The following is an 11,967-nucleotide window of genomic DNA, read 5'->3' on the forward strand; positions in this document are numbered from 1 at the left end:
CTCGAAAGAACTGGGTCCCCGCTTTCGCGGGGATGAGCGGATGTCGGGCTCAGGCCGCCAGCTTTTCGCGGGCGACCTCGCAGGCCGCTTCGAAACGGGCCACGGCTTCGCGGGCTTCGTCCAGCGTCAGGTTCAACGGCGGCAGCAGGCGCACGCAGTTGTCGCCGCCGCCGGCGATCAGCAGCCGTTGCGTGTCGCGCGCCAGGGCCATGAACTCGCGATTGTTCGGCACCATCTTGATGCCGATCAGCAGACCCTTGCCGCGGACGTCGGCGATCACATCGGGGAAGCGTTCCTGAAGGCCGGCGAACTGCTGCTTCAGATAGCCGGCGACCTCGTTGACGTTGTTCAGCGTCTCGGGACTGTTGATCAGGCTCAGCGCCTTTTGACCGACGGCCATGGCCAGGGGGTTGCCGCCGAAGGTCGAGCCGTGCGCACCGACCGTCATGCCCTTGGCCGCCTTGGCCGAGGCCAGGCAGGCGCCGATGGGAAAGCCCCCGCCGAGGGCCTTGGCCACCGCCATGATGTCCGGCGCCATGCCCGCCCATTCATGGGCCCACAGCTTGCCGGTCCGGCCCATGCCGCACTGGACCTCGTCGAAGATGATCAGGACGCCGTGTTCGTCGCACAGTTCGCGCAGACCCCGCAGGCACTGTTCGGGCATGGCGCGGCAGCCGCCCTCGCCCTGCACGGGCTCGACGATGATGGCGGCGGTCGTGGGCTTGGCGATGGCGGCCTTGATCGCCTCGTGGTCGCCCCACTTCAGCTGGTGGAAGCCCTGCATCGGCGGGCCGAAGCCCTCGGTGTAGCTGGGGTTGGCGGCGGCGTTGATCGCGCCATAGGTCCGACCGTGGAACGAGCCGTCGAAGCCGTAGATGTCGATCCGCTCAGGCGCGCCGTTGGCAGAGTGATATTTGCGCGCCGTCTTCAGCGCGCATTCGACGGCTTCGGTGCCCGAGTTGGTGAAGAACACCACGTCGGCGAAGCTGGATTCGCACAGGGCGTCAGCCAACGCTTCCTGACCCGGAATGCGGAAGATGTTGGAGACGTGCCACAGCTTCTCGGCCTGATCCTTGACCGCCTGGACCAGTTCGGGGTGGGCGTGGCCCAAGCCGTTGGTCGAGATGCCGGCGACGCAGTCCAGATATTCGGTCCCGTCGGTCGCCCACAGACGCGCGCCTCGGCCGCGTTCCACTTCCAGCGGCGCGCGATTGTAGACACCCATCAAATGCTCAGTGGACACGGGACCAAGACCTCCAAAAGCGAGACGGCCCCGCCGCGTGTGCGACGGAGCCGGATCAATACGGTCAGGCGTTGTCGGATTAGTGACGGTGTTAGTCAACACCGAGCACCAAGCCGCTTAAGGGTTGCCGGCGTCCGGCGCGGGCGTGCTGGCCGCAGGGGCGTCCGGCGCCGTTTCGGCGGCGACCGCTTCGTCCTTGGCCTGGATTTCGACCAGCTTCTTGTCCAGGGCCAGGCCCAGGTCGGCGATGAACAGGCCGAAACGAGCGACGTCGACGCCCTTCAGATAGGACAGCTTGTCGTCAGTCGTATGGATGCGCTGGAAGACGGGCGGGACGAAGCCCTCCTTCAGGCCGTTGTCCTTGCCGCCGTTGAAGGCCAGCCACATCTGGTGGGCGCCGACCGCATCCTGGGTGCCCATCGACACCACCGTCACGCCTGCGGCCGAGAAGGCGCGGTCGTCGCTGGGCGGATAGGTCGGATAGGGCATGCAGTCGAAGCCGCGTTCGGCGCACAGGCTGCGCAGCGTCTCCAGCACGAAGGCCGATTGCGGCCCGTTGTTCTCGCCATACATGACCGTCTGGCCATAGGCGGCGACATCGGCGTTGATGACGGCGGCGATCCGGTCCTTGCCGTGTTTCGCCAGGAAGGCCTTGACGCCCAGAAGGCCCAGCTCTTCCTGGTCGGTGAAGACGAAGACGAAGCGGTGAGCGACCGGCTGGCCTTCCAGCGCCATGTCCAGCGTCTTGGCCGCCTCCATCATCGCCATGACCGAGCCGACGTTGTCGACGATGCCCTGGGACAGCGTCCCGTCGCGCAGTTTCACCGCGTCATAATGGGCGGTCAGGACGATGTCCTTGTCGCCCTCGCCCGCCGTAACGACGACATTGGCGCCTTCCATCGGGCCGGTGGCCTGGTTGCCGCCTTCAAAGGTCTGGATTTCGGGCGTGAAGCCCAACGTCCTCAGGAAACCGACCAGAACCTGGGTCCGTTCGGCGTTGGTGGGCTTGATGAACTGGGCGGCGCCGGCGGCGATGTCGGGGCGATCGCCGGCCTGGGGCGTCGCTTCCTGAGCGAAGGCGGGACCAAAAGCGGATGTGGCGGCGAACAGGGCCGTGGCGGCGACGAGCGAACGAAACAGCATGAAGCGGACCTCTCGGGGGAGCGATCCGCAACAGGTAGCGATCTAGCTCTTAAGACGCCAGCCCGAGCGGAACACCAGCCAGCAGACCACGCCCATGACCGCCATCAGCACGGCCGACCCTATGACGCCGACCGTCAGATTGCTCTCGGCATGGCCGATGAAGCCGTAGCGGAAGCCGTCGATCAGATAGAAGAAGGGGTTGTATCGGCTCAGCGCCCGGAACGGCTCGGGCAGGTTCTCGACCAGATAGAAGGTCCCCGACAGGAAGGTCATCGGCATGACGATGAAGTTCTGGACCGCCGACAGGTGGTCGAACTTCTCGCTCCACAGCCCCGCCAGCACCCCGGTCATGCCCATGATGAAACAGGCGGCCAGGGCGAACCAGACGATGGCGAAGATATTGGCGATGCCCAGCGGCGCGAACGGCAGCACGCAGATCGCCGTCACCAGACCGACCGCCAGGCCGCGCGTCGCGGCGCCCAGCGTAAAGCCCAGCGTCAGCTCCAGCGGGCTGAGCGGCGGGGTCAGGAAGTCGGTCGCCGTGCCCATGATCTTGGCCTGGATCAGGCTGGACGAGGCGTTGGCGAAGGCGTTGTTCAACATGGCCATCATGATCAGGCCGGGCGCGACGAACAGGGCGAACGGCGTGCCGTGCAGCGGCGGCCGCGCGTTCTGAAGCGCCACCACGAACACCAGCATATAGAGCAGCGTCGTGACCACCGGCGCCGCCACCGTCTGTGCGCCCACCTTCCAGAAGCGACGCACCTCGCGCAGATACAGGGTCTGCACCCCGATCCAGTTGATCCCCGGATAGCGACGCGGCTGCGGCAGGCCGGCAGGCCGGGTGGAGATCAGATCGGGCGTATCGGTCATGGCCCGCCAGATGCGCTCGACCGCCGCGCTTCGCAAGGCCGAGGTGATTGATGAATCGTGACTGTCCTGCGCAGTCGTCCTGACTCACCAGTCACGCGTCGCCATTCACCAATCCGCCTTAACCTTAACGATGATTCAATATCTGGTTTCTGTGGACAGGATGATTCGCACATCTTGCGTCTCTTAACGGCTGGTTTACGATTAGTTGTAGGTCAAGACCCCGGAGGGGGAGCCTGGACCTAGATATTGAATCCAAACTCGCTGGAGGGTGGCATGACCGCAGGCTGGACCGACGACCGCGTAGGCGCGCTAAAGAAGCTCTGGCTTGAGGGCCAGTCCGCGAGCCAGATCGCCAAACAACTGGGCGGCGGGGTCACCCGCAACGCCGTGATCGGCAAGGTGCACCGTCTGGGCCTGTCGGGCCGGGCCGCCCCGTCGCAACCGGCGCGCACCGTCGCCGCGACCTTCCGCACCGCGCGTCCGCGCCCGGCGCCGGCCGCTCCGGCGCAGCAACCTTCGGCCCCGCGCCGTCTGGAAGCCGTCCAGCCCAAGCCGGTCGAACCCGCAGCCCCCGTCCCCGCCCCGATCCCGGATTTGCCGGGCACGGCGACCGTGATGACCCTGGGCGCCCACATGTGCAAATGGCCGATCGGCGACCCATCGTCGCGCGAGTTCAGCTTCTGCGGCCGCCGCTCGTCGGAAGGCGTCTATTGCGTCGAACACGCCCGCGTCGCCTACCAGCCGCAAGTCCGTCGCGGCTCCAAGGAAAGCGGTTCCGACCTGGCCCGCAGCCTGCGGCGTTACATCTAAAGAGCGCTACGCTCACGACGCGGTCGCTCGCGACTTGAGCGCGGCGCTTCGCGCGGGTCATGCCCGCGTCACAGATGCTCTCCATTGAGCTCACTTCCCCCTCGCCGGTTCGCGCAAGCGGCCGGCGAGATTTCAGGGGCGGGGCTGCGGTTCATCCGGGTTGACGCAGCCCCATCCGCCCTTCGATCAGTTCAGCACCCGCCGCGCATCCGGCGTATCCAGCGAAAACGCCGGGATCTGCGCCTTGAAACTGCGCCCGTCCGCATCCGTCATATAATAGGCGCCCACCATCGACCCGCTGTCGGTGCCCAGCGGACAGCCCGAGGCGTAAGCGTAGCTGCCGCCCGGTTCGATCACCGGCTGTTCGCCGACCACGCCGGGACCGCGCACCTCCTCGACATGGCCGTGGCCGTCGGTGATGGTCCAGCGTCGCGCCATCAACTGCACCGTCGATCCCGTCAGGTTCACGATCTCGATCTGATAGGCCCAGACCCAGCGCCCTTCGTCGGGATCGGACTGGCCCGCCAGATAGCTGGGCCGGACCCGGATCAGGATGCCGTTCGTCTCGGCGGTATAGGCAGGACCCTCGTGCATGGGCTATATGCTCGCCCCGCCGCGCGCGGGCTGCAAGCGCGACTTGGAGATAAGTCGTGAAAACCGTGTGAGACAGACGCCATGAGCTCCTTCCAAGCGCCCCGTCCCGGCATCCTGCCCGCCCAGTCCATCGAGACGTTGATCGCCGCCGGCGCCGTCACGTCCGACACGCCCTTCGACCACGACCAGGTCCAGCCGGCCAGCCTGGACCTGCGGCTCTCGGATCAGGCCTGGCGGGTCCGCGCCTCCTTCCTGCCCGGCCGGCGCAAGGTCGAGGACCGCATCGCCGACGTGGCCATGCACGCCATCGAGATCACCGAGGCCGGCGTCGTGCTGGAAAAGGGCTGCGTCTATATCGTGCGCCTTCAGGAGCGGCTGAAATTGCCGAAAGGGTTGATCGCCCGCGCCAATCCGAAAAGCTCGACCGGCCGCGTCGATGTCTTCGTGCGTCTGCTGACCGATCAGGGCGCCAGTTTCGATGATGTGGCCGAGGGTTATGACGGCCCTCTCTATATGGAGGTCGCGCCCCAGACCTTCTCCATCCTGGTCCGCCCCGGCACGCGCCTGAACCAGCTACGGCTCAAGGCCGGCGATCCGCCCAAGCTGGAGACCCGCTCGGTCGGCGTCGATCTGCAGGGCGGCGACATCGTCGGCTTCCGCGGGCGTCGCCATGCGGGCGTGGTCGATCTGGACCACATCGACGGCCACGACCCGCGCGACTTCTGGGAGCCGTTGAGCCTCCGCCGTGGCGAACTGCTGCTGGATCCGGGCGAGTTCTATATCCTGGCCTCGTCCGACGACGTCGAGATCCCGGTCGATCAGGCCGCCGAAATGACCCCCATCGATCCGTCGGTGGGCGAGTTCCGCGTCCACTACGCCGGCTTCTTCGACCCCGGCTTCGGCACCGACGAGGCGCATGGCGCCGGCTCGAAAGGCGTGCTGGAAGTCCGCACCCACGACACGCCATTCCTGCTGGAACACGGCCAGATCGTCGCCCGCCTGGTCTATGAACCCCTGACCGAACGCCCCAGCCGTCTGTATGGCGAAAGCGGCAGCCACTATCAAAACCAGGGCCTGAAGCTGTCGAAGCATTTCAAGGCGTGGTGACTGGCGTGAGTTGTGAATCGTGATTGGCGAACTCACGATTCACCGCTCACGAGTCACGTCAACTTGTCCGCCTTCCTCAGCCCCGGGAACATCGTCGCCCAGGCCCCGGTCGCGGCCAAGGCGCCGAACCCGCCGAACACCGCCGCGCCGACCGCGCCCAGCAGCCGGACCATGACGCCGGAATAGGCCTCGCCCAGTTCGTTCGAGGCGCCAATGAACAGCATGGACACCGACGACACCCGCCCGCGCATGTGATCGGGCGTGGCCAGTTGGATCAGGGTCTGGCGCACATTGACGCTGATCATGTCCGCCGCCCCGCCGACGAACAGCGCCAGACCCGACAGCCAGACGATGCGCGACAGGCCGAAGGTGATGGTGCACAGGCCGAACACCGCCACCGCCGCGAACATCCAGCGCCCGCCGTTCTGGCGGATCGGATAGCGGCTCAGGTAGATGGCCATGACCATGGCCCCCACGCCGAACGACGCCCGCAACAGGCCGAACCCTTGGGGCCCGACATGCAGGATGTCGCGCGCGAAGATCGGCGTCAGCAGGGCCACCCCCGCCAGCAGCACCACCACCAGATCCAGCGAAATGGCGCCCAGCACGATCTTGGTCTTCCAGACATAGGCCAGCCCCTCCTTGACCGAATCCACCGGCGACAGCGGATTGGCCTGGGGCGCAGGTCTCCCGCTGGTGCGGATCAGGATGAAGGCCGCGACGGCCAGCAGGAACATGCCCAGCGACACCGCATAGGCCAGGGGCACGTTCACCCCCACGATCACCCCGCCCAGGGCCGGGCCGGCGATGGCCCCGGTCTGAAACGCGATGGACTGGGCCGCGATGGCCGGCGGCAGGGCCTTGCGCCCCACCACCATCGGCAGGAAGGCCTGGCTGGCCGGCGCCAGAAACGCCCGCGCCGCGCCGAACAGGGCGGCCACCGCCAGCAGCCCCCACAGCGGCGGGTTGCCATGCAGGGCCATGGCCAGGAACGATCCCGCGCAGGCCGCCTCGACCAGGATGGAGATCCACACCGTGCGCTTCCTGTCGCGCCGGTCCGCCATCGCCCCGGCGGGCAGGGTGAAGGCCAGCAGCGGCAGGAACTGACACAGCCCCACCAGCCCCAGATACAGACTGGCCTCCTCGATCGGATGATCGCGCCGGGCGATCTCATAGACCTGCCACAACAGGGCCGACGACTGGATCTGGATCGCCAGCACCGCCACCACCCGCCCGAACCACAGCAGGCGGAAGTCGCGAATGCCCCACGGGCTGGACGGCCCTTCCGGCGGCGCAGGCGGAACGGGCGGGGCGGCGGGGCCGGCAGCGATGGATTCTGTGGTCAAGGTCTCGGCTTCAGCAGGGGCGCACCGTCTTCTCGCAGACGCGGATTATCCCTAAAGCATAGCCGCATGAGCCGCGCATCAACTCCCGTTATCGATCCTGTCGAACTGACCCGCGACCTGATCCGCATTCCCTCCGTCACGCCCGCCGACGAGGGGGCAATGGATGTGCTGGAACGGCACCTGACGGCGCTGGGCTTCACCTGCCGCCGCCTGGCCTTCGAGGGACCGGGGGGCGAGGGCGTCCATGCGCGGATTGAGAACCTATATGCTCGTCGCGGGACCGCCTCGCCCAACCTGTGTTTCGCCGGCCATACGGATGTGGTCCCGACCGGCCCGTCGGAGCAGTGGTCGTCGCAACCCTTTAACGCCGAGGTCAAGGACGGCGTTCTGTACGGTCGCGGCGCGGTGGACATGAAGGGCGGGATCGCCGCCTGGGTCGCCGCCGTGTCCCAGGTGCTGGCGGACGGCGAACCCGCCGGCTCCCTCTCCTTCCTGATCACCGGCGACGAGGAAGGCCCGGCGCTGCACGGCACCAAACGGGTGGTCGAGGCCCTGGCGGCCGAGGGCGAGGTCATCGACGCCTGCGTGGTCGGCGAACCCTCGTCGTCGCAACTGCTGGGCGACATGATCAAGGTCGGGCGGCGCGGCTCGCTGAACACCTGGATCACCGTCCAAGGCAAACAGGGCCACGTCGCCTATCCCGAACGCGCCGCCAACCCGGCCCCGGTGATCGCGAAGCTGATGGCCCGCCTGAACGATTACGTCCTCGACCAAGGCTACGAGAACTTCCCCCCGTCGAACCTCGAAATCACCACCATCGACATCGGCAATCCGGCGACCAACATCATCCCGGCCCAGGCGACGGCGCGGCTGAACATCCGCTTCAACCCCAGCCATACCGGCGACGTCCTGATCGACTGGCTGAACCGCGAGGCCGGCGCCATGCAGGCCGAGACCGGGCTGCAGATCACCTTGGAGCACCTGTGCTCGGGCGAGGCCTTCCTGACCGAGCCCGGCGCCTTCGTGGAGGCGGTTCAGGATGCGGTCGAGGCCGTGGCGGGCCGCCGCCCCGAGGCCTCCACCACCGGCGGCACCTCCGACGCCCGCTTCATCCGCGCCCTGTGCCCCGTGCTGGAACTGGGCCTGGTCGGCCAGACCATGCACCAGATCGACGAACGGGTGCCAACGGCGGAGTTGGAGACGCTGACGGCCGTCTATCGCCGGGTGATCGAGACGGTGTTCGAGCGGTTGTAGGTGCGGTCGTGGATACTCAATCTAGCCCATTTGGCTCACCTCAAACCGGACCCGCCGATAAGCCCGAAATGGGTGGATAGCTGACCTCCCGGATGCAAATCTATCAGCATGTGGAAAGCACAACGCACACCGCAAGACGTTGCCCGATATCTACGGGACTTCATCGAAGGCACTGGCGGCGATTGGGATTGGGACGACTTCACAAGCGTCACGATCAAAGATCGAGCGCTTGAAAGCATCCGCCAGCGGGCCACTCGAACTGAGCCGATGAAAGCTGACATTCAGCAGCTTCGGCAACTATTGGCTGAAGCTGAGGCGCTCTGTGAGAGGCCTTCTGATGTCCAATAAAGGTCGGTTTTCGACATCTCCGGACGCTGCAATCGCCATCGCCTAACTCCGCTCCAAGAACCGCAATGCCGTCAGCACATGCGTCTTCACGCCCAGCGGCAAGACCTTCTCGTTCGGCGAGAATTCCGGCGAATGGTTGGGCGCCGACTGGGCCGGGTCCACGCCGTCGGGACTGGCGCCGAGATGGTAGAAGACGCCGGGGACGACCTGCTGGAAATAGCTGAAGTCCTCGGCCACCGTGGTTGGGGGCGTGGCGGGGTTGACGTTGCCCTCGCCCGCCGCCTCGGTCAGGACCGGGGCCAGCCAGACGGACAGGCCGGGGTCGTTGAACACCAGGGCCGCATTCTGTTTGACGCCGAACTCGGCGGTGGCGCCGTAGGCTTCGGCGACATGGTCGATGGCGGTCTCGGCGCGGGCGACCAGGGCGTCGCGCTGGGCCGTATCGAAGGTGCGCAGCGTGCCCGACAACGTCGCACTGTCGGGAATGATGTTGTAGCGGACGCCGGCGTTGATCGTGGCGATGGTGAAGACGGTCGGGGTCGTGGTCGGATCGACCGTGCGGGCCGTCAGGGTGTTGACCGTCTCGACCACCTGGCCCGCCACCGCGATCACATCGACCCCGCGCCAGGGCCAGGCGCCATGCGTCTGCTTGCCCTTCAGGCGGATGTCAACGCGGTCGGAGGCGGCCATGAAACCCTCGGGCCGATAGAAGACGCTGCCCGGACGGCCCGGCACGACGTGCAGGCCGAAGATGGCCTCGGGCTTGGGATCATTCAGCGCCCCTTCGGCGATCATCAGGGCCGCGCCGCCCTTGGGCTCTCCCGGAGGCGCGCCCTCCTCGGCCGGCTGGAAGACGAAGACCACCGTGCCGGCGATCCGGTCCTTCATCCCCGCCAGCACCTCGGCCGCGCCCATCAGCATGGCCATGTGCATGTCGTGGCCGCAGGCGTGGGCCACCGGCACGGTGTTGCCCATATAGGTCCCGGTCGCGCTCGAGGCGAAGTCGAGGCCCGTCGCCTCCTGCACCGGCAGGGCGTCCATGTCGGCGCGCAGGGCCACCGTCCGACCCGGCCGTGCGCCGCGCAGCACGCCGATCACGCCCGTCTTGCCGACTCCGGTGCGGACCTCCAGTCCCAGCGACCGCAGATGCTCGGCGATCACGCCGGCCGAGCGGGTCTCGGCGAAGCCCAGTTCGGGATGCTGGTGAAAGTCGCGTCGCCAGGCGACGACCTCGGGCAGGACGCGCTGGACGGCGGCGTCCACGCTGGCCGTATCGACCTGAGCCTGAGCGGCGCCGGCGGCGAGCAACAGCGCCAGTGTGGAGGCGGCGAACAATCGGCGCATGTGAAGGTCCCGTGAAATTTTCAGCCCGACGACAGGTGACGGCGCCGCACCCGCTTGTGCAAGCCGTCGCGAACGCCGATTTCTGTCCGCATGGGTGAGAAGGCCTTCAAGAGCGCAAAGACCGAATGGCGCGACGTCGTTCTGGTCTGCCGCAAATGTTCGAAAAAGCTGGACGGCGGCTTTGGCCCCGGCGGCGATCTGACGCTGAAGAAGGCGTTGCGAAAATATCTGCACCTGAAGAAGGGCAAACAGGGTCGCAAGGGCGAGCTGACGGTCGTCGGCGCCGACTGTTTCGACATCTGTCCCAAGGGCGCCGTCGTCGCCGTCAACACGGCCCAGCCCAAGAAGCTGCTGATCATTCCGGCCGGCGCCGACCTGTTCGAGGTCAAGACGCGGCTGGCGCTGGATGACGGGCGGCGGCTGAAGCGGATCGACGCCGCCGACTGAGCCTCGGCGCCTTTCTTCCGGCGGCCAGCCGTGTCAGAGCAAAATCATGGATGACACTCGCATCGAAAAACGCGTCGGCGTTCAGGCGACCTCGGACCGCATCTGGGATCTGGTCGCCGACCTGTCCGGCTGGGGCGCCTGGAACCCGATCGACAGAGACGTCGAGGGCGCCATCGCCTATGGCGGCCGTCTGAGCATGACCGAGGCGTGGCCCGATATGACCGAACGCCAGTCGGCGGCCCAGGTGGTGGAATGGCAGCCGCGCGCGCGGCTGGTCTGGGCCGAACGGCGCGGATTCCTGTTCCAGAGCCTGCGCTACATCCAGATCGAGGAGCTTGCCCCCGGCAACTGCATCGTCGCCATCGGCATCCGCTTTTCGGGCATTCGCGGCGAGCTGTTCCACGACAAGCACCGCCCGTCGATCAAGGCGGCATTCGAAAGCGCCGCCCATGGACTGAAGGCGGCGGCGGAGCGCGCCTAACGCCCGTCCTTCATCATGTCGATGACGTTCAGGATCGCCGGTCCCAGGATGACGATGAACAGCACCGGCAGGAAGAACAGGATCATCGGCACGGTCAGTTTGGCCGGCAGCGCCGAGGCCTTTTTCTCTGCGGCGGACAACCGCAGATCGCGATTTTCCTTCGCCATGACGCGCAGAGCGGTGGCCAGCGGCGTGCCATAGGTCTCGGCCTGCGTCATGGCGGTCGCGACCGACTTCACACCCGGATGGTTGGTGCGTTTGCCCAGATTTTCGTAGGCCATGCGACGGTCCGGAAGATACGAGAGCTCTGCGGACAGCAGCGACAGTTCCTCGGCCAGATCGATCGAGGACGGCCCCATTTCCTGGCTCACCTTGGCGATCGCCGCCTCGATTGACATGCCCGCCTCGACACAGATCAGCAGAAGGTCCAGCGCGTCGGGGAACGCCTGCATGATCGAGGCGCGGCGCTTGTCGATCCGATTTTTTAAATAGATGTTCGGCGCATAGAAGCCGGCCACCGCCGCCGCCATCGTCGCGGTCACCTTGTTCATCGTGGGCCAGTCCACGACCTTGATCACGAACAGATAAAACGCCGCCACGATCATGAAGATGAAGGGCGAGGTGAAGCGGAAGAAGTAGAAGGTCGTCAGCGGACGCGGCCCGCGATAGCCCGCCTGCACCATCTGACCCGCGACCTTGGGATCTTCCAGAAGCTTGGACAGATTCAGCCGATCCACAATCCGCTTCTTGAATCCGTCGTCGGTGTGACGCAGCGCCCCCTGACCGCCGGCCATGTTCGCGCGTGACCGGCGTTTCAGGTCGTCGCGGCGTTCCGCGACGGCCTTCATTCGCTTGTCCAGCGCAACCCCGCCCGTCATCGACGACAACAGGGTGACGACTGTGGCGAAGACCAGCACACCCACGCCGATGCTGAGCAGGTTCTGCGGGTCGGTGATGAAACGGATGAAGCTTTCCAT

12 protein-coding genes are annotated in these 11,967 nt (G+C 66.5%); 5 read left to right on the forward strand and 7 right to left on the reverse strand.

Annotated elements, in window-relative coordinates; all coding sequences use genetic code 11:
- Nucleotides 1-49: 49 nt before the first annotated feature.
- From HF680_RS12295 to HF680_RS12305, 3 genes are all read right to left on the reverse strand, one after another.
- Entirely contained in the window at nucleotides 50-1,243 is a 1,194-nt protein-coding gene (locus HF680_RS12295; RefSeq protein WP_317134062.1) for an aspartate aminotransferase family protein, read from the reverse strand.
- 117 nt (nucleotides 1,244-1,360) lie between these two features.
- Nucleotides 1,361-2,386 (reverse strand): M28 family metallopeptidase, encoded by a 1,026-nt coding sequence (locus HF680_RS12300; RefSeq protein ID WP_185225261.1) that lies wholly within the window; start codon nucleotides 2,384-2,386, stop codon nucleotides 1,361-1,363.
- A gap of 42 nt (nucleotides 2,387-2,428) precedes the next feature.
- Nucleotides 2,429-3,259, reverse strand: coding sequence for an ABC transporter permease (locus HF680_RS12305; RefSeq protein WP_045810698.1), 831 nt, complete (start codon nucleotides 3,257-3,259; stop codon nucleotides 2,429-2,431).
- Between the two features lie 273 nt (nucleotides 3,260-3,532).
- On the opposite strand from HF680_RS12305, the gene gcrA reads away from it, so the two are divergent.
- Nucleotides 3,533-4,069, forward strand: a complete 537-nt coding sequence (gene gcrA / locus HF680_RS12310; RefSeq protein WP_017506617.1) for a cell cycle sigma 70 cofactor GcrA — start codon at nucleotides 3,533-3,535, stop codon at nucleotides 4,067-4,069.
- A gap of 186 nt (nucleotides 4,070-4,255) precedes the next feature.
- Here gcrA and apaG read toward each other — a convergent pair whose 3' ends face one another.
- On the reverse strand, nucleotides 4,256-4,663 hold the full coding sequence (gene apaG / locus HF680_RS12315; RefSeq protein ID WP_045810651.1) for a Co2+/Mg2+ efflux protein ApaG: 408 nt from the start codon (nucleotides 4,661-4,663) through the stop codon (nucleotides 4,256-4,258).
- Between the two features lie 81 nt (nucleotides 4,664-4,744).
- Between apaG and HF680_RS12320 the strand changes: the two genes are divergently transcribed.
- Nucleotides 4,745-5,770: a 2'-deoxycytidine 5'-triphosphate deaminase gene (locus tag HF680_RS12320; RefSeq protein ID WP_045810652.1), complete on the forward strand. Its 1,026-nt coding sequence runs from the start codon at nucleotides 4,745-4,747 to the stop codon at nucleotides 5,768-5,770.
- A 53-nt stretch (nucleotides 5,771-5,823) separates the two neighbouring features.
- Here HF680_RS12320 and HF680_RS12325 read toward each other — a convergent pair whose 3' ends face one another.
- Nucleotides 5,824-7,116, reverse strand: a complete 1,293-nt coding sequence (locus HF680_RS12325; protein ID WP_205196254.1) for an MFS transporter — start codon at nucleotides 7,114-7,116, stop codon at nucleotides 5,824-5,826.
- A gap of 66 nt (nucleotides 7,117-7,182) precedes the next feature.
- On the opposite strand from HF680_RS12325, the gene dapE reads away from it, so the two are divergent.
- Nucleotides 7,183-8,370: a succinyl-diaminopimelate desuccinylase gene (gene dapE, locus HF680_RS12330; protein ID WP_185225262.1), complete on the forward strand. Its 1,188-nt coding sequence runs from the start codon at nucleotides 7,183-7,185 to the stop codon at nucleotides 8,368-8,370.
- A gap of 390 nt (nucleotides 8,371-8,760) precedes the next feature.
- On the opposite strand, the gene HF680_RS12335 is transcribed toward dapE, so the two are convergent.
- Nucleotides 8,761-10,062 (reverse strand): amidohydrolase, encoded by a 1,302-nt coding sequence (locus tag HF680_RS12335; RefSeq protein ID WP_185225263.1) that lies wholly within the window; start codon nucleotides 10,060-10,062, stop codon nucleotides 8,761-8,763.
- A 90-nt stretch (nucleotides 10,063-10,152) separates the two neighbouring features.
- Between HF680_RS12335 and HF680_RS12340 the strand changes: the two genes are divergently transcribed.
- Both HF680_RS12340 and HF680_RS12345 read left to right on the forward strand, forming a co-directional pair.
- Nucleotides 10,153-10,509 carry a hypothetical protein gene (locus HF680_RS12340; protein ID WP_153922879.1) on the forward strand — a complete coding sequence of 119 codons (357 nt, stop codon included), beginning with the start codon at nucleotides 10,153-10,155 and terminating at the stop codon, nucleotides 10,507-10,509.
- A 46-nt stretch (nucleotides 10,510-10,555) separates the two neighbouring features.
- A complete protein-coding gene (locus HF680_RS12345) occupies nucleotides 10,556-10,990 on the forward strand; it encodes an SRPBCC domain-containing protein (protein WP_185225264.1) in 435 nt (144 codons plus the stop codon).
- Here the strand turns inward: HF680_RS12345 and HF680_RS12350 are convergent.
- Nucleotides 10,987-11,967, reverse strand: a complete 981-nt coding sequence (locus tag HF680_RS12350) for a type II secretion system F family protein (protein ID WP_185225265.1) — start codon at nucleotides 11,965-11,967, stop codon at nucleotides 10,987-10,989. The two genes, HF680_RS12345 and HF680_RS12350, sit on opposite strands and share 4 nt — an antisense overlap.

It is taken from the genome of Brevundimonas huaxiensis (assembly GCF_014218725.1).
Lineage (GTDB): Bacteria > Pseudomonadota > Alphaproteobacteria > Caulobacterales > Caulobacteraceae > Brevundimonas > Brevundimonas huaxiensis.